This window comes from Hymenobacter gummosus, assembly GCF_003970915.1.
In the GTDB taxonomy this organism is placed as follows: domain Bacteria; phylum Bacteroidota; class Bacteroidia; order Cytophagales; family Hymenobacteraceae; genus Solirubrum; species Solirubrum gummosum.
Map to the genome: position 1 here is coordinate 156,586 of NZ_RXOF01000003.1, position 17,220 is coordinate 173,805.

Consider the following 17,220-nt stretch of genomic DNA (forward strand, 5'->3'; position numbering starts at 1 on the left):
GCTTTATTTCCGCACGAAAGCCACCTGCCCGTCCTTATAGGTTTCGAGCAGGCGAGGCTTGAGCTTCACCCAGTAGGTCTGCACCTTGCCGTTTGGGGCCTTGTGCAGGCGCAGCAGCACGTCGCCGGGCTTGAGCTGCTGGTAGCCCTGGCCCTCAATGCCCTGCACGAAGATGATTTGCGCGTCGGTGGGGCTGCCCGAGGCACGCACTTTCATTTGCATAAAGGTTTGCTGGCCTTCCACGCCCAGCTGCCCGCCGAGGGCGCCGCCGGCCTGGGGTTGCAGGCTGAGTTTCCACATCATGGCCATGCTGTAGCCGGCCAGGGCCTTCACGGGCGTTTCCTCGTATTGATAGTTGCCGGCCCAGCTCTGCACACCGGCGGCCGGCGCGGGAGCCGGCGTCAGCAGAGAAACCCAGGTGACCAGGGGCAAAAACAGCGTCATCATGGCGAAGTCAGGATGCTGGAACTCCTCCTGTAACGCAATTCCGGAGCCAACGGTCGGGCCCGGGCGGACCGACGCGGCCCAGGCCCGCAGTGGCTAGCGGGCCACGCCCGTCACCCGAAACTCCACCCGGCGGTTGAGCTTGCGCGTTTCTTCCCGCTCGTTGCTGGCCCGGGGCTCGGCCCCGCCCAGGCCCTTGCCGCTGATGCGCTCGGCCGCCACGCCGTGGTTGACGAGGTAAGTCTTGACGGCCGCCACGCGCTGCTCGCTCAGCGTCACGTTTTTCTGCGGGTCGCCCACGTTGTCGGTGTGCCCGCGCAGCTCGATGGTCATGCCCGGGTTTTGCGCCAGCAGGGCCGCTAGCTGGTCGAGGGCGGCGAAGGACGAAGACAGCAGCGCGGCCTGCCCCTGCTCGAACTGCACCTTGTCGAGGGCAGTGGTGGCGCCCACGGCCAGGGGGCGCAGCAGAATGTCCTGTACCGAAGGCCCGGCCGGCAGGGTGTAGAGGCTGTCGGCGGCCAGGTAGCCGGCCAGCTCGGCCTGGGCCGCGTACGGAAAGCCGGGCTGGCCTGGGAAGGCAAACGTGCCGTCGGCGGCCAGGGCCACGGCGGTGGCGGGGCCCGCGCCGCGCAGCTGCAGCCGGGCCCGGGGCAGGGGTTGGCGCGTTACGGCATCGAGCACGCGGCCGCGCCAGGTGGCGGTGGGCTGGGCGGCGGCACTGGCCGCCGCCGGGGCGGGGTTGGCCCCGGGCGGGGGCTGGCGCCGGAAAAGGTTGCAGCCGGCCAGGTCGGTGTACACGCCGCGGCGCACCCGGCGGGCGTCGCGGTAGCCCAGGTTCACCTCGTAGAGCGACTTGGGCCCGGCCAGGTACAGGCGCTTGCGGCCGGCAGCGTCCTTTTGCATCAGCAGGTCGCTGTAGCCGCCGCGCTCGGGCAGGCCCTCCAGGGGCAGCAAATCGGGGTCGGCCTTGAGGCTGCGCCGGTCGATGCGCAGCAGGGCGCCGTCGGTGCTGTACACCTGGTAGATGGTGCCCTCGTCGTCGAGGCAGAAGTTGGCGTGGGTGCCGGCCCCGGGAAAGCCGATGGCGGCGTAATACGGCGCCTGCTGCACCGGGTCGTTGCGCCACACCACCGTCACCTGCCCGTCGGCGGGGCTCACGCGCACCAGCTGGGCGGCGTCGGAGGTGATGAAGTAAAGGCGGCCCTGCTCGTCGGTGGCAGCCGAAATCCAGACGCTTTCCCCGCCCTGGGCCGGCAGCCGCCAGGTGGTGTAGGCGCCCTGCCGGGTGGCCGGGTCGTAGCGGTACACCAGCTCGGGCGCATCCGACGGGGCTTTGGTGACGGAGTAGAGGCAGTTGTCGAAGCCCTTAGCCAGGGCGTAGGACTGGAAAGGCAGCACCTGCCGGTGCACCTTGGGCGGGGCCGCCAAGTCGGCGGTGTTGAACTCATGGATGGTGCGGCAGTCGTCCTCCCACACGCCGTTGTGGGCGCGCAGGGCCGCAATGCCGTACATCTTGTCGTCGCAGCCCAGCACTTCGGCGGGCCGGGCCGTAGCCGCACCACCCGCCGGGCCGGTGAACACCAAGGACTCCACCAACTGCTGGCCCTCGGCCAAATAACGGTTGTCGGCGGCCGGGGCGCGGTATTCGAGCTGAAACTGGTAACTCCCGCGCCAGAGCCGGCGGCCCAGCACGCGCTGGCGGCCGGCGGCCGTGGCGTAGCTGTAGTCGTAGCGCAGCTCCTGGTGGGTATCGGCCGCGCGCTGCTCCAGGCGCAGCACCTGGGCCTGCGGCAGCTGCCGGATGCGGCGCCAGAGCGAATCCTGCGCGCCTTGGGCCAGCGCATCGGCCGGGGCGGCGGGCAGCACCTGGCTGCTAAGCGTGGCGGCGGCCGGCGGGTTCTGGGGCGAGTCGCCGGCGTAGAAAGTCACGGCGGCCGGCTCCTGGCTGACCTGCCAGCTGAGCGGGTACGTGAGCCGGTAGCCCAGGCGGGCGTCGGCGTAGGCCTGCCCGGCCGCGGGTACCTGGGCGCGCAGGCTCAGCCCGCACAGCATCAGGACCAGCGTCAGCAACACCTTCATAGGCAAGTAAACAACGTTCAGCGCGGAGGGGCCGAAAATAAGGCTTCCGGCCCGCCTGTAACGCCAAACTGCGCCCGGAATGCTCCCCGGCCCGGCAATTTTCCCGCCGCCAAAGCCCGCATGCGGCTTGCCCGCCGCCGGTGCGCGGCTGATTATCAAGGCTGAAGCCCAGCCGAGCGGCCCGCCCCGGCCCGCGGATTTTTTACCGCCGCCACTACCCTCACTGCAAGCTCAGCCCGCCCGGACCGCGCCAGCCGCCTACGCCGAAGCCGCGTTCAGCCACTCCGCCGCCGCGGCCTCGGGGTGCATGATGTGGCGGCGGTGCTGCTGCCCCCACAGGCGCAGCGCCTCAATGACCGGGTAGAGCGTGCGGCCGTAGTCGGCCAGGGTGTAGGTCACGGCCACCGGGGCCGCGTCGGCCTGCACGTAGCGGGTGATGAGGCCGTTGATTTCCAGTTCTTTCAGCTCCTTGCTGAGCATCTTGGCCGTGATGCCCGCCACCTCGCGCTGCAGCTGCTTGAAGCGCAGCGGCCCGCCCGTCAGGCCCACGATGATGGGCAGCTTCCACTTGCCGCCGAGCAAATCGAGGGCGTCGCGCACGGGGCGCATGGCGGCGTTGCATTCCTGGGGCGTGTGCGGGGTCGATGAGTTGGGAAGCATGCCGGCAAAGCTCGTTATAAATCAGGCCACTATACCGGCGCATACCGGTATACTCCGGTAAACCGCTATCCGGAATACACCGCGGGCCGGGCACTTTTACCGGCAGTTGCGGGCCGCAGCCGGTCCGCCGTTCGTTTCACCTTCCACCGTCTATTCCGATGGCACTCAACAAGAAAGCCCTTGCAGTCGGGCTGGTCACGGCCGTTCCCGCCCTGATGATTACGGCCAGCGGCATCATGAAGCTGGTCGGCGCCCCTGAAGTCCGCGACGCCATGAGCAAAGCCGGCATAGCCCACCTCACCGTCCCGCTGGGCCTGATGGAGCTGGTATTTACGGCCCTGTTCATTTATCCGCGCACCATGAAGCTAGGCCTGCTGCTGCTCACCAGCTACTTCGCCGGCGCCATTGCCACCGACCTCACCCACGCCAAAAGCCCCGGCCCGGCCGCGCTGATTCTGACCCTGGTCTGGATTGCCGCCTTCGTGCGCGACCGGTCGGCTTTTCTGCCCGGTCCGGCCGCGCAGGCCTGAGCCAGCCTAATTAGCCGGGGCGGGCTGTTTGGGGCGCCCCCTCACCTACCCGCCCCGGGCCTTATCTTGCGGGCCGTTCTGCCGCCCGATGCCTGCTATTTTCCGCCGCTTCCCTGTCGTTCTAACCGGGCTGCTCCTGTCAGCCTGCTCCGGCGGCTACCGCAGCGGCGCCGACCTTTCCGCCGACGAACTAAGCCAGCTGCAACGCTTGGGCGTGCTGGCGTCCGGCGAAACCATCCGGCTGTTTGATTCCCAGGACGGCTTCGGCCGGGTGCGGCTGGCGGGCAACTTCTTTACCGACCGCCGCCTGGCCGCCTACTGGATCGACCAGTATCACCCCAGCCGCACCGGCATCCACTCGGCCTTTTACCCGGCCATCGACACGATATACTTCGTGCCGGCCCAACCGGCGCAGTTCAACGCGGCCTTCCTGGAAGTCCGGCGCCGCGACGGGCAGCGCTTCAACGTCTACGTGGGCACTGACAGCACCAACGCCCAACACTTTTTCCGAGCGGCCTTTGCCGAGTGGCAGCGCCATAAGTCTGCCCGCCCCGTACCAGGCTCCCACTAGCAATCTGTGGCGGCGAGCCAGCTGCGGCGCCAACCCCGCGCCTACCGCTCGAACACGGCCAGCTGCGAAGGCGCCCCGACTGCGGCATCCTCGGGCCCGAGCGGCTCCAGGTACACCCGGTAACCGTGCCGCCCGGCCACGCCGGCGGCCCACTCCCCGAACTGCGCCCGCGTCCACTCGAAGCGGTGGTCGGCGTGGCGGAATTCCCCGGCCGACAGCGTTTCGTAGCGCTGGTTGTAGTCGGCGTTGGGCGTGGTGACGAGCACGGCACCCGGCCGGGCCTTGCCGAAGACTACCTCCTCGAACGCCGCCAGCCGGCCCTCGTCGAGGTGCTCGATTACTTCTACCACGGCCGCCGCGTCGTAGCCGGCCAGGCGCGCATCGTGGTAGAGCAGGGAGCCCTGCGTCAGCGTGAGCCGCTCCCGCTGCTTGGGCGACATCTCGGCCACGTGCAGCCGCTGCTGCGCCCGCTGCAGCTCCTGCCACGACACGTCGAGGGCCAGCACGTGCTCCACCTGGGCCAGCTTCAGCAGGCGGCGCACCAGCTTGCCTTCGCCGCAGCCCAGATCGAGCACCCGCCGGGCGCCGAGGCGCTGGATGACCTCGGCCACGCGGTCGAGGCGCTGGTTGTGCAGGCTCTGCTTTTTCTCCGGGGCGTGGGCGTCGTCGGTAGCTGGGGACTCGGCCAGAGTACCAGACGCTGCCGCCGCCGTAGCCGCGGCGGTAGTTCCGGCTCCGGCCGGCCCCGTCGGCGCGTCGTCGGACGGGGCTTCTTCGCCTTCGAGCAGCCGCTCCAGGGTGGGATTCACGTACTGGGCCAGGTTGCGCAGGTAGCGGCGGGTGATAAACTCCTTTTCCGGGTGCTGGGGCAGCCAGCCGGCGCCGCGCAGCAGCAGCTTCTCGCCCTCGGCCCGGTCGATCCAGTAGTGTTTGTCGCCGCGGTCGAGCACCGGGATGAGCACGTAAAGGTGGCTCAGCAGGTCGCGCAGGCGCAGGGCCGGGTGGCTGAGGCGCAGCGTGAAGTAGCGGCTGTCGCCCCAGGCCGGCACGGTCGGGTCGAGCGGGTGCGCCTCGGTCTGCACCTCGTAGCCCAGCGGCTCGAACAGGCGGCGCAGCTGCTCGGCGCTGGCGGCGGGCATCACCGCCACGGTAGCCTCGAGCGGCAGCAGCGTCTCGGGCAGCTCGGGGCGGTCCTTGCAGGTGCCGTTCATGGCCGTGTTGAAGGCCTTGGCCAGGGCCGCGCTCAGAAACGACGAGGCCGCGTAGGGCCCGTCGTTGACGTACTGCTCCAGGGCAAACCCCTCCCCGGCCGGGCCGCGGTGGCTGCGCACCAGCGCGATGGGGTCCACGTCGAGCAGCAGGGCGGCAGTGCAGCGCTCGGCCGTGGCTTCGGGATAGAAGATGTGGGCCTGCCCGGCGGCCACCTCCAGGGTTTGCAGGCGGGCGGGGTTCTTGTGCAGTAGGTAGCCCAAATCGGTAGCAGGCTGATAGGTGGTGGTGATGGTCAGCAGCATAGAATAGCGGCGCCCGGGGCGCGTTTAGGACACATAGACGGTTAGCTTCGCGCACCAAAGCCCGCCGGGCGGCCCGCAAAATAGCGCATTGATGAGTGTTTTTCGTCCCTGGCTGCTGCTGCTGCCGGCGCTGGCCGTCTGCCAGCCGGCGCCCCAGGCTGATCCGGCCACGGCCTACCCCTCCTTCCGGCCGCCCATCGTAGCGGATACCGGCTCCGCCGTGGCGCGGGCGCCGCGCCGGGCCCGCCGGCTGGCAACCGGCAACTACGCCCCGCTCTACGTGGGTCCTTACCAGTCCCGGCTCCGCGCCGCCCACCAGCTCGGCCAGCGCTAGCACGACTTGGGCTTCGGCCCTGGCAATGGGGAAGCGGAGCCCCTGCCCACCCGGCTGCGCCTGCCCGACTCCACCCGCCTGCAGATTCTGGTCGACACCACCCAGCACCTGACCGACTACGCCCAGGTCTGGTACCCGGTCCGCCAAGAACTCACCGGGGCCGTTTTTGCCGCCTACCCCGTGTTTCTGGTCAACCGCAGCCCCGATACGCTGCTGCTGGGCGCCGGCAGCCACCCGCGCCTGCAGCTGGAAGCCTGCGACCCGCAGCGCCAGTGGCGCCCCATCGAGCGGCCGTCCAGCTACCTGTGCGGCGTGGGCCTGCGCAGCATCCAGCTCCGGCCCGGGCAGCTGGCCCTGATGACGGTGCCCCGGCAAGCAGGCCGCTACCGCACCCGCCTGCGCCTGCGCTTACCCTGGGCGCGGCACCCCGGCCCCGCGGCCAGCCCCGTCTCCGCCGACTTTGCGGGCGCCATCGAGCTGAGCCAGTTCGAGGAACATTACGAGTAAGCCCACGGGCCCCGCATTTCGATGAAACCCAGCCAATCGTGGCCGAAGCTGCGCGGCGGGGCGCGGGCAGTTGCGTATTTTTGCCGGCTGATTGGCAGTTGTTGCTCGTCCTCCCTCCCGCATATGAAGAAATTTTCCGCCCTGCTCGCGCTGCTGACCCTCGGCACCGTGGCCGCCCACGCCCAGTACCTGCCCGGGGCTGAGCGCAAGAAGTACATGATGCCCAAAAAGGACACGGAGTGCCCCTACGTGCTCAACGTGACCAAAAACACCGAGGACGACCAGGAAGTGGAGGGCACCTTTACCCGCCTGGCCTACCGCCCCTACAGCGAGCTGCTGACGGAAATCAACGAGCTGCGGAAGATGAACAACTGGGCCGACTCGACTTACCAGCGCCGCTTCAATACCCTGCCCGCCGGCGGGGCGCTGGTGGTGACCATGCACCGCAAAGGCCCCAAAAACGCCGACCCCAGCCTGCTCACCGTGGTGGCCTCCACCAAGGACGGCAAGCAGCTGATGAGCCAGCAGCTCACGCCCGGCACCGGCCGCTTCTGGAACCGCGACCTGTACATGAGCACCCGCACTATTCCATTTGTTAAAACCGAGCAACCCGGCCCGGTGCAGGTGGTCATCACCGACGACAAGCTCAAGCAACACTTTGACTACGTAGTCAATACGCAGCAATAACCCTCTAGCCAGGCCCATAATAAGCCGCGGCGGGCCGGACCATTTTAGTCGACCCGCCGCGGCTCGTTTTACCAATTGGGCATAGCTACACTTTGTTGAGTTGGGCCCACTGCACGGCAATCAGGGTCTTGGCGTCGCGCCAGGGGTGGGTTACCATTTCCTCCCAGCTCAGGCGCACGAGGCTGATGTTTTCGTTTTCGCCTTCAGCCCCGCCGCCGGCGCTGGTTTGCTGGCTGACCTCGGCGTAGTACACCCCGATCTGCTCGGCATTGCCGCCCGGCGAGGGATACATGTCCACGATGTGCTCCAGATGGTGCACTTCGGCGTAGCCTAGCTCCTCCTCGATTTCGCGGCGCAGGGCCTGCTCGGGCGCCTCGCCTTGCTTGTCGAGCATGCCGGCCGGAATTTCTTCCACTTCGGCTTCGGCTCCAATGCGGAACTGGCGCACGAAAACATATTGCTGGGCGTTGGTGTCGTATACCAGCGCCGCCACGGCCCGGCCGGGCTCAAACCGCTCCCGCGTCAGCTGCTGGTCGCCGTCCTGCACGGTGAGTTTGCGCAGCTTATAGAAGCCGTCGTAAACCGTTTCTACCTTTGTAATCTTCATGGGGTGGGTTGGACAAGGTTCAGACCTGATTCCTTACGCCAAATATGCGGGCCAGTGTTCGGCCTGCCAGCCTCCCCGGCCGCATTTCTTTTTTTCCGCTGATTTTGACTTTTAACGACCTCCACCTGCTGCCCGAGCTGCTGAAAGCGCTCCACGCCACGGGCTACGAACGCCCCACACCTATCCAGCAGCAGGCTATTCCGCACGTACTCGACGCCCAGGATTTGCTGGGGGTGGCCCAGACCGGCACCGGCAAAACCGCTGCCTTCACCCTGCCGCTGCTGCAGCGCCTGACGCAGACCCGCCCGCAGAACCAGCCCACCGGCGCCCGGGCCGTGCGCGCCCTCATCCTGACGCCCACCCGCGAGCTGGCCATCCAGATTGGGGAAAGCTTCGAAACGTACGGGCAGTTTCTGAAACTGCGCCACGCCGTGATTTTCGGCGGCGTGAGCCAGCACCCGCAGGTGCAGGCCCTCAAGCGCGGCGTCGATGTGCTGGTGGCTACCCCCGGCCGCCTGCTCGACCTCATCGGGCAGGGCTTCATCGATTTGAAGCGCCTGGAAATCTTCGTGCTCGACGAGGCCGACCGCATGCTCGACATGGGTTTCATCAACGACATCCGGCGCATCCTGCCCCTACTGCCCAAGCAGCGGCAGAGCCTGTTCTTCTCGGCCACCATGCCGCCCACCATCCGCGAGCTGGCCGATACCATCCTGCGCAACCCGGTGCAGGTGGCCGTCACGCCCGTATCGAGCACCGCCGAAACCGTGGAGCAGGCCGTGTACCTGGTGGAAAAGGCCGATAAGCCCTACCTGCTGCTGGAGGTGCTGGAAGACCCCGATTTCCGCCGCGTACTCGTTTTCACCCGCACCAAGCACGGCGCCGACCGCGTAGCCAAGGGCCTGAACGCAAAAGGCGTCGGGGCCGAGGCCATCCACGGCAACAAGTCGCAGAACGCCCGGCAGCGCGCCCTGCAGAACTTCAAGTCGGGCGAGACGCGGGTGCTGGTGGCTACCGACCTGGCCGCCCGCGGCATCGACGTGGACGAGCTGAGCCACGTGATAAACTACGAGCTGCCCAACGAGCCCGAAACCTACGTGCACCGCATCGGCCGCACGGGCCGCGCCGGCGCCGAGGGCCGCGCCGTGTCCTTCTGCGACGCGGAGGAGCGCGCGTACCTGCAGGACATTCAGCGCCTGATCAACCAGCAGCTGCCGGTAATCGACACCCACTCCTACGCCCAGAACGACGTGGCGCCGGTGCCGCTGAAAGGCCCGAACATCACCAAACCCAAGGGCCCGGCCGGTCGGCCGCCGCGTCCCGCCCGCGGCCCCGCCGCGGGCGGCGGTGCTCCGAAGGCTCCCAAAGCGCCCCGCGGCGAGCAGCAGCCCCGAACCGCCCAATCGGCCCCCCGCCCCAAGGCGGAGCGCAGCGGTCAGCCGCCGCGGCCCGCCGGTACGGCCGCGGCGGGCGGCAGCAAGCCAGCCGGCAGCGGCCGCTCGGGCCGTCGCCGCCGCGGCTCCCGCCCCAGCAGCCGCTAGCCGTAGCCAGTTTCGCCAAAGCCCCAGCCGCCCGTCTTCCCCGACGGGCGGCTTTTTTTGGTGCCAGGCCCGCCGGCTGAACAAAACCGGGCGGGTTGTGCTTATAAGGATGGCTCGGCGACGGTGCCGGGCGTTCCATCTCCCCGCCTGTCCGATTATGGCTAGCTGTTCGCTCCCGGTTATTGAAGCGCTGCGCCACACCGCCCAGCGCCTGAGCACCCAGGCTCCCTACCAGTGGGGGCACATGGGCAGTTGCAACTGCGGCCACCTGGCCCAGACCGTCACCCACCTAAGCAAGGCCGAAATCCACGCCCGCGCCCTGCGCCGCCACGGCGACTGGGACCAGCAGCTGCGCGACTATTGCCCGGCCAGCGGCCTGCCCATGGACGAGGTCATTGATGAGATGCTGGCCCTGGGCTTCACCCGCGCCGACCTGGCCCACCTCGAACGCCTCTCCGACCCCGCCATCCGGGCGGATATTCCCCTGGAGCGGCGCCTGGCCCTGCGCCACAACTACCGCGACGACGTGGTGCTGTACCTGCGCACCTGGGCCCGACAGCTCGAAGACCAGCTACTAGGGCAGCTCCCGCTACCAGCTTTGCCCGCGGCCGCCGAGCCTGCAGCGGTGGTCCAGTAAAGATCAATACGCTCAAACGCCAACCGCCCCACCTGACTTAGTGTCGGGTGGGGCGGTTGGCGTTAGGGGGCGGCAAGGCCGCTGCCCGGGTTACTTAATGGCGTTCGGGTTGCTGCTCTGCGCTTCGCGGTAGCCTTCGGCCCGGTGGCTGCGCTTATAGGCAGCATCGGCATTGGGGTCATCTTCAGCTTTCGGCGGGGGCGTGCACGACGTGGCCAGCACGGCCACCCAGGCAAACATAGCGAGCAGGCGGGTCTTCTTCATGCCCCAAAGGTAAGCAGCGCCCGCGGATTCCGGCAAATAGTCTTCGACAGAAGGATCCACATTTCTCCAGCAGCTAATTCGTCCCTGCGCCAAGAGAAGCCGTTTACATCTTAGCAACGGCTGCGTCTCGGAGCAGGCGGCCTCAGCTATGCTTATAAATTGTAAACACAACCATTAACCGCAACACAGCATCATATCTCGCAAACAGCACTACTTACAATTCTACACAGCCACGCATCAACCAAAAGTATACTAACCAAATTGGCCAGAAGGCCTCTCGCCTAACTATAACTTTTCAAACATAGCACTGTTTGCTGTTTTTTAGCAATTATTCCATATTGGCGCTTCCGCAATACAACTATATACGGGCGTCTTAAAAACATAACATTACATATCAAAAAACGACTCCAATCAACTGTAATAACCAATTCAAATAAACTATTACTTAATACTGATTTACAGTATATTATAAAAGCAAATTCCTAAAAACCACGCACCATAACCACTACCTGACAATTTTAAATAAACCAATAAAATAAGCCAGCATCAAGACACAGCCCCGTCAGGCATTTACACTTGAATTCGCAGGCTTATGTTCCAAGAGCCAACCAAGTACCTATTATTGCACAATGGCCATCAAACTTGGCTGCTGCCCCCTTAAAAGTGGTCAGAAAGCATCCTGAGATGGGCTAAAATCGGCAAAAGTCCCGTCGCTGTAGAAAATGAGCACCCGACGGATGGACTTTGAGGAGGAGGCCAGTAGCGGAACCACGGCGGGGTCGATAGCGCCAGTCGGCACGGTTGCAGCCAGCGTGGGTTGGCCTTGCTTAACCGGAGCTATGCTAGGCTCCTCGGCAGTTTGGCTGATCGATGCGGCCTCCTGTTGGGCGCCAGAGGCCACCACCGGCTCGGAACTAGCCGATACCTGCCTGCTGGGCCCGTCAGGGCTCTGAGGACTACGGCGTGGGGCCTTAGTCCGCGGTGTAGGCTCGGGCGTGGCAGGCGGCTCAGGGGCAGTAGCCGCGGCAGCCGGCAAGGCCGCGGCTAGCATGTCGCCCTGCCCGGAAAGCAACCAGGGCAACGCAACATCAGGAAAAGCCGCAATGATTTTCTGGACCACTTCCAGGCTGGGCTTGTTGCGCCCGCCCAGAATATGGCTGACAATGGGCCGGGCGACGCCGATAGCGTCGGCGAACTGTGTGGGGCTAAGCTGTCGGGCCTGAATCAGCTGGCGGATGCGTTCTACCATAGCAAAGCGGTTGAGTTTACAAAATTACAAGCATATACCGGACTCTCAAGGCTGGATACACTGGCCCCGGATATCGGTGTTTACATAGATAAACATTGTAAACTACGCCTGGCTTCACCCTGATTACATCTGTTCAGCTCAGTTTACATTTATACATATGTAAACTGAGTTCGTTCAGCGCTTCACCCACCGTTTGCCCAACGAGTGCCCCTGCTTCTCTACAAACAATAAGGCATAGCCCACGGGTGCCCCAGTAAATAATCGTGGCGTTAGGAATAGCGGGCAATGCCGTGCAGCAGCCGAGGCGTAAAAGCGCGAGGGCGCCACCTCCTTTCCGGAAGTGGCGCCCTTGTTTGCAGGCTATAGTGCAGCGGCCGGTTATGGTACGGCGGCCTTAGTGGCGGCCCGTCTCAGCAAATCAGGTGCTGAAGTACTCGCGGGCCAGGGCCTGGTCGTGGCCATAGATGTCGTCGCGGAAATGCAGGTTGCCGGCGTCATCAACCCAGGCGGTAAAGTATACCAGGTACACGGGCAGCTTCTCGGGCAGGGCCACGTATTGCTCCTTCCCTCCCGCAATGGTTTCCTGGATTTTGCCCATGTCCCAGCCGGGCTTGTTGCGCAGCAGGTACTCGGCCAGCACCAGGGGTTTCTCCACCCGTACGCAGCCGTGGCTGAAGCCGCGCCGGTTCTGGCTGAACAGCTCGTCGTGCGGCGTATCGTGCAGGTAGATGTCCATGGAGTTGGGGAAGATAAACTTGGCGTCGCCCAAATCGTTCTTCGGCCCCGGCCGGCGGCGCAGGGTGTACTTCCAGCTGTCCTGGGTCAGGCCAGCCCAGTCGATGCTGGTCGGGTCGACGGGCGTAGCTTTGGCACCCGAGCCCTTCACTACTTCCATGTCGAAGCGGTTGAGGGTGCCAACCGGATCGGCGGCCAGCTTCGGGCGCAGTTCCTTGTCGATGATGCTGAAGGGCACGTTCCAGTACGGGGCCAGCACCACGTACTCCATCTTGTCGCTGAAGACCGGGGTTGCGTTCAGGGTCTTGCCGACGATGACGCGCATGTCGAGAGCGGGCTTGCCGTTCTCATACACCCACATGTGGTAGTCGGGAATGTTTACGAGCAGGTAGTTCGGCTCGAAGCGCTTGGGTATCCAGCGCCAGCGTTCCATGTTGACGATGATTTGGTCGATGCGCTGCTGCAGCGGCACGTTGAGCAGCTTCACCGTTTCGGGGCCCAGGTTGCCGTCGGCGCGCAAGCCGTTCTGCTGCTGAAACGCTTTCACCGCGGCCGACAGCTCGGCATCATACACGTGCGATTCGCGCGGGCCGGCGGGCTGCTGCCCGGGCTTGTTGGATACCGGCACGGCCTGCACGGCGCCAGTCGTCACGGCCGGGTTGGGGGTGCCGTCGGGGCTAAAGCCGAGCAGGCGGCGGCGCAGCGCGGGCACTACCGCCGACGAGTCGCCGGGGCGCAGGGGCTTCTTCAGGGCGGGCACGGGCTGCCAGCCGCCGTTGCGCTGCATGGCGCGGTAGCGGGCCAGGGCCGTCCGCAAACGATCATACTCCGGGTGCAAAGGCGCAAATTCGTAGTACGGGTAGGTACTTTCGCGCTCCTGCAGAATGGTCATAAGGGCCTTGTGCAACTTGATTTTGTTGCGCTTGACCTTCCAATCGATGTTTTTTACTTCGCGCGGGTCTACAATCCCACGATAAAAATCGTCGGCCCAGTTGAAGTAAGTAGCTGATAACGCGACATCTGCCTCTTTTTCCAAGGCATTGCGCGCGGTGGTATCGGGGGCTTTCTTGATCTGGTCGAAGAGCTTGTCGAAGTCCACGACCTTGTACTTCTTGGGGTCGAGGCCGTTCTCGCCGGCTTTGTTCAGCTCGGCCAGCATGCGCTCGGTCTGCGGTACCAGCTCGTGGTTTTTAAACCAGCCCAGCCGGCCGCCCCGCTCCTTGTAGAACTTCTTGCCCCACTCGATTTCGTCTTTGAAGGCCGGCTTGGAAGCCATGTACTTCTCGGCGTACACGGTATCGACGAGCGGCTGCGGCCCACCCAGCTTGCCCTTGCCGGGCAGTAGGTCGGCGGCTGCGTCCTGCACCTTTTCTTTCTGCTCCTGGCTACACGCACTGGTACCCAGCAGCAGGCAGATGGCCAGCCACAGCATGAAGGTTGAATAGAAAACGGTTTTAACCGAGGATTTCATTGAGGAAGGAAGGGTGGAAAAACAACGCGGCAACTGATGCGCGGCCGGCTCAGGCACCAAACACTTGTTTGGCCCGGGCTGCGCCTGCCCCGTTGTACTCCGCCCAAGCCCGGCAGGTTGCCCGATTCCGGCGGTTTCCACGTCGCAAGATAGTTGAAAAGCCAACGCCGAAAACATTTCTAAACAGATATATACCGTTCGGACTACACCCTTTTGTGGGCTGCCGCGCTGCCCTGTTTCCGGCCCCGCCCTCCCACTGCATGGCCTGTTGCCTTTGGCGGCGCGGGTGAAATTTGGGCTTTGGCACCAGCCCGCCGCACCGCCCAGCTACCCGCAATTCTGCCCGCGCCGTAAACCCTGCCGCGGGTCGGCGGTTATCTTTGCCGTCCCCACTCACCTCACCTACTCCTTATTATATATGGCCGCTTTCCCGCTTGCCGCCGACCCGCACAGCTGCGCCCGTCCCGCCGAGGCCGTAGTGCGCCACCTCTCACTCGACCTCGCCGTGGACTTCGACGCCCGCGTGCTGCGGGGCCGGGCCACCTGGCAGATTGAGGTGCAGCCGGGCGTGACGGATCTGTGGCTCGACACCCGCGACCTGACCATTGAGGCCGTGGCGCTGGAAGACGGCGTAACCCTCACCCGCTTCGAGCTGGCCGAGCAGTCCGATGCCGTGCTGGGCCAGCCCCTGCGCATCCACGTGCACCCCGACGTGCGGGCCGTGACCATCGTGTACCGCACCGCGCCCGGGGCCGCCGCCCTGCAGTGGCTCAGCCCGGAGCAGACGGCCGGCAAACAGCACCCTTTCCTGTTTACCCAGTCGCAGGCCATCCTGGCCCGGACCTGGATTCCCTGCCAGGATTCGCCCGGGGTGCGCTTCACCTACGAGGCCACCGTGCGCGGCCCCCAGCAGTTGCTGGCCCTGATGAGCGCCGAGAATCCGCAGCAGCTCTCGGCCACGGGCGAGTACCACTTCCGCATGCCCCAGCCCATCCCGGCCTACCTCATGGCCCTGGCCGTGGGCGACCTGCAGTTTGAAGTCCTGAGCCCGCGCACCGGCATTTACGCCGAGCCCGCCACCCTGCCCGTGGCCACCGCCGAGTTTGGCGACCTGGAAAACATGGTGGCCGCCGCCGAGGAGCTGTACGGCCCCTACCGCTGGGAGCGGTACGACCTGCTGGTGCTGCCGCCCTCCTTCCCCTTCGGCGGCATGGAAAACCCGCGCCTCACCTTCGTGACGCCCACCATCCTGGCCGGCGACCGGAGCCTGACCAGCCTGGTGGCCCACGAGCTGGCTCACTCCTGGTCGGGCAACCTGGTGACCAACGCCACCTGGAACGACTTCTGGCTGAATGAGGGCTTCACGGTGTATTTCGAGCGGCGCATCATGGAGCGCCTCTACGGCCGCCCCTACGCCGACATGCTGCAGGTGCTCGGCCAGACCGGCCTGCACCACACCATCGATGAGCTGGGCAAGGAAAGCCTCGACACGCACCTGCACCTGAACCTGGCCGGCCGCGACCCGGACGAGGGCCTGAACGAAATTGCCTACGAGAAGGGCAACTACCTGCTCCTGACCCTGGAAAATGTGGTCGGCCGCGAAAAGCTCGACGCCTTTATTACCCAGTACTTCACCGAGCAAGCTTTCCAGGCCATGGATACCGCGCACTTCGTGGCTTATCTGCGCCGGGAGCTGCTGGACCAAGTGCCCGGGGCCGAGGAACAGGTGCAGCTCGACAAATGGATAAACGCGCCCGGCATTCCGGCGGTGGCCCCGCCGGTGCAGTCGGAGCGCTTTGGGGCGGTGGAAGCGGCCCTGCAAAGCTGGCGGCACGGCGCTGCTCCGGCTTCGCTCGAAACCGCCGAGTGGAGCACGCACGAGTGGGTGCACTTCCTGCACGGCCTACCCGAGCACATCAGCGCCGGGCAGCTTACCGATTTGGACCAGGCTTTCGGCTTTACCAAATCGGGCAACGCCGAAATCCTGACGGCCTGGCTGCCACTGACCATCCGGGCCGGTTACTCCGCCGCCGACGAGGCGCTGAGTGGCTTCCTCACCCGGGTGGGCCGGCGCAAATTTCTGGTGCCGCTCTACAAGGCCCTACTGACCACGCCCGCCGGGCAGGCCCGCGCCCGGCAGATTTACGCGCAGGCCCGGCCCAACTACCACTCGGTATCCACCAGCACCCTGGATACGTTAGTAGGCAAACCGCAGTAGCTTCGCGCCTGCCCCGACCGCCGAGAATATCGTGTCTTGCCGGCCGGAATTTGGTGATTTAAGCGGCCGGTGCTTTTTTGCCGCCCGCCTCCGGGACTGACTTGGCCCCAGGCTTGCAGTGCACCGGTTTCGTTTTTCATTCCCAAGTCATCTTTCCTTCGCTAGTTGAACACTCCGAAACCACTGGGTAAGCTCATTGCCGTGGGGGGCAACGAAGACAAAGGCACCTACCCCAGCCTCAATCCCCGCCGCAAAAAGAAATACTACCTCAACTTCTTCGAGCTGGGGATTCTCAAGCGCGTGGTGCTGGAAAGCGGCCAGGCCTACCCGCGCATCGAAGTGGTGACGACGGCCTCCATGATTCCGGAGGAAGTCGGCGCCATCTACGTCTCCTCGTTCGGCATGCTGAACTGCCTGAACGTGGGTGTGCTCGATATCCGCGTGCCGGCCGATACCGACCAGCCCGAGTACCTGCAGCGCCTGGCTCAGGCCGACATCATCATGTTCTCGGGCGGCGACCAGTCGCGGCTCAAGGAAATGTTCGGCGGCACGCGCTTTCTTGAGCTGCTGACCCGGCGCTACCAGCAGGAGCCCAACTTCGTCATTGCCGGCACCTCGGCCGGGGCCATGGCCATGTCGCAGATCATGATTCGCGGCGGCTCGGTGCCCGAGGCCCTGATGAAGGGCGCCGTGAAGATGGGCACCGGCCTCTCGCTGATTCAAAACGTGGTCATCGACTCGCACTTCGTCAAGCGCGGCCGCTTCGGCCGGCTCATCGAAGCCGTCGGGCTGCACCCCAAGCTCATCGGCATCGGGCTGGGCGAGGACACGGGCGTGCTTATCCGCGAGGGCAACCTCATCGAAACCATCGGCTCGAACCTGGTCATCATCATCGACGGGCACAACATCCGCCACAACAACACGGCGGCCGCGGCCAAGGGCACGGCCCTCTCCATCGAGAACATGACCATGCACGTGCTGGCCAAGGGCAACGTGTACGATATCCGCGAGCGGAAATTCTTCGCCGACAAGCGCAGCCACGACGAGGCCGTAACACCCCGCCCCGACTCGGTGGAAACGCCCGCCTCTTAGCGCGCCCACTCCTTATTATATAAGCCGCGGCCCGGAACGAGCTTCGTTCCGGGCCGCGGTGTTTTCGGTGCGCAAGCAGC

General features: G+C 65.3%; 17 protein-coding genes. 9 read left to right on the forward strand and 8 right to left on the reverse strand.

Annotation, left to right across the window (positions count from 1 at the left end; translation table 11 throughout):
* Nucleotides 1-3 precede the first annotated feature (3 nt).
* The 3 genes from EJV47_RS06795 to EJV47_RS06805 all read right to left on the reverse strand — a co-directional run bounded on the left by EJV47_RS06795 (nucleotide 4) and on the right by EJV47_RS06805 (nucleotide 3,183).
* On the reverse strand, nucleotides 4-447 hold the full coding sequence (locus EJV47_RS06795) for a DUF5991 domain-containing protein (RefSeq protein WP_126692396.1): 444 nt from the start codon (nucleotides 445-447) through the stop codon (nucleotides 4-6).
* A 93-nt stretch (nucleotides 448-540) separates the two neighbouring features.
* Nucleotides 541-2,523: an OmpA family protein gene (locus tag EJV47_RS28375; RefSeq protein WP_207895844.1), complete on the reverse strand. Its 1,983-nt coding sequence runs from the start codon at nucleotides 2,521-2,523 to the stop codon at nucleotides 541-543.
* Nucleotides 2,524-2,781: 258 nt separating this feature from the next.
* A complete protein-coding gene (locus tag EJV47_RS06805) occupies nucleotides 2,782-3,183 on the reverse strand; it encodes a winged helix-turn-helix transcriptional regulator (RefSeq protein WP_126692397.1) in 402 nt (133 codons plus the stop codon).
* Between the two features lie 158 nt (nucleotides 3,184-3,341).
* Here EJV47_RS06805 and EJV47_RS06810 point away from each other — a divergent pair, with 158 nt between their 5' ends.
* Nucleotides 3,342-3,713: a DoxX family protein gene (locus EJV47_RS06810; RefSeq protein ID WP_126692398.1), complete on the forward strand. Its 372-nt coding sequence runs from the start codon at nucleotides 3,342-3,344 to the stop codon at nucleotides 3,711-3,713.
* Between the two features lie 88 nt (nucleotides 3,714-3,801).
* Entirely contained in the window at nucleotides 3,802-4,284 is a 483-nt protein-coding gene (locus EJV47_RS06815) for a hypothetical protein (RefSeq protein ID WP_126692399.1), read from the forward strand.
* Between the two features lie 41 nt (nucleotides 4,285-4,325).
* Here EJV47_RS06815 and EJV47_RS06820 read toward each other — a convergent pair whose 3' ends face one another.
* Entirely contained in the window at nucleotides 4,326-5,798 is a 1,473-nt protein-coding gene (locus tag EJV47_RS06820) for a 3' terminal RNA ribose 2'-O-methyltransferase Hen1 (protein WP_126692400.1), read from the reverse strand.
* 91 nt (nucleotides 5,799-5,889) lie between these two features.
* On the opposite strand from EJV47_RS06820, the gene EJV47_RS06825 reads away from it, so the two are divergent.
* The 3 genes from EJV47_RS06825 (at nucleotide 5,890) to EJV47_RS06835 (ending at nucleotide 7,326) form a co-directional block, all read left to right on the forward strand.
* Complete coding sequence (locus tag EJV47_RS06825) at nucleotides 5,890-6,132, forward strand: hypothetical protein (protein WP_126692401.1); 243 nt, start codon at nucleotides 5,890-5,892, stop codon at nucleotides 6,130-6,132.
* A 6-nt stretch (nucleotides 6,133-6,138) separates the two neighbouring features.
* A complete protein-coding gene (locus EJV47_RS06830; RefSeq protein WP_126692402.1) occupies nucleotides 6,139-6,639 on the forward strand; it encodes a hypothetical protein in 501 nt (166 codons plus the stop codon).
* 123 nt (nucleotides 6,640-6,762) lie between these two features.
* Nucleotides 6,763-7,326 (forward strand): hypothetical protein, encoded by a 564-nt coding sequence (locus EJV47_RS06835; RefSeq protein WP_126692403.1) that lies wholly within the window; start codon nucleotides 6,763-6,765, stop codon nucleotides 7,324-7,326.
* Between the two features lie 85 nt (nucleotides 7,327-7,411).
* Here EJV47_RS06835 and EJV47_RS06840 read toward each other — a convergent pair whose 3' ends face one another.
* Nucleotides 7,412-7,933 (reverse strand): NUDIX domain-containing protein, encoded by a 522-nt coding sequence (locus EJV47_RS06840; protein WP_126692404.1) that lies wholly within the window; start codon nucleotides 7,931-7,933, stop codon nucleotides 7,412-7,414.
* 104 nt (nucleotides 7,934-8,037) lie between these two features.
* Here EJV47_RS06840 and EJV47_RS06845 point away from each other — a divergent pair, with 104 nt between their 5' ends.
* On the forward strand, nucleotides 8,038-9,474 hold the full coding sequence (locus EJV47_RS06845) for a DEAD/DEAH box helicase (protein WP_126692405.1): 1,437 nt from the start codon (nucleotides 8,038-8,040) through the stop codon (nucleotides 9,472-9,474).
* Nucleotides 9,475-9,631: 157 nt separating this feature from the next.
* Nucleotides 9,632-10,111, forward strand: coding sequence for a hypothetical protein (locus EJV47_RS06850; protein ID WP_126692406.1), 480 nt, complete (start codon nucleotides 9,632-9,634; stop codon nucleotides 10,109-10,111).
* Between the two features lie 90 nt (nucleotides 10,112-10,201).
* Here the strand turns inward: EJV47_RS06850 and EJV47_RS27935 are convergent, their stop codons facing one another.
* The 3 genes from EJV47_RS27935 to EJV47_RS06860 all read right to left on the reverse strand — a co-directional run bounded on the left by EJV47_RS27935 (nucleotide 10,202) and on the right by EJV47_RS06860 (nucleotide 13,830).
* Nucleotides 10,202-10,375, reverse strand: a complete 174-nt coding sequence (locus EJV47_RS27935) for a hypothetical protein (RefSeq protein WP_165903648.1) — start codon at nucleotides 10,373-10,375, stop codon at nucleotides 10,202-10,204.
* Between the two features lie 667 nt (nucleotides 10,376-11,042).
* Nucleotides 11,043-11,624 carry a helix-turn-helix domain-containing protein gene (locus tag EJV47_RS06855; protein ID WP_126692407.1) on the reverse strand — a complete coding sequence of 194 codons (582 nt, stop codon included), beginning with the start codon at nucleotides 11,622-11,624 and terminating at the stop codon, nucleotides 11,043-11,045.
* Nucleotides 11,625-12,042: 418 nt separating this feature from the next.
* Nucleotides 12,043-13,830: a L,D-transpeptidase family protein gene (locus EJV47_RS06860; protein WP_126692408.1), complete on the reverse strand. Its 1,788-nt coding sequence runs from the start codon at nucleotides 13,828-13,830 to the stop codon at nucleotides 12,043-12,045.
* Nucleotides 13,831-14,248: 418 nt separating this feature from the next.
* On the opposite strand from EJV47_RS06860, the gene EJV47_RS06865 reads away from it, so the two are divergent.
* Nucleotides 14,249-16,048 (forward strand): M1 family metallopeptidase, encoded by a 1,800-nt coding sequence (locus tag EJV47_RS06865; RefSeq protein WP_126692409.1) that lies wholly within the window; start codon nucleotides 14,249-14,251, stop codon nucleotides 16,046-16,048.
* 165 nt (nucleotides 16,049-16,213) lie between these two features.
* Entirely contained in the window at nucleotides 16,214-17,140 is a 927-nt protein-coding gene (locus EJV47_RS06870) for a cyanophycinase (protein WP_126692410.1), read from the forward strand.
* Nucleotides 17,141-17,220: the final 80 nt, after the last annotated feature.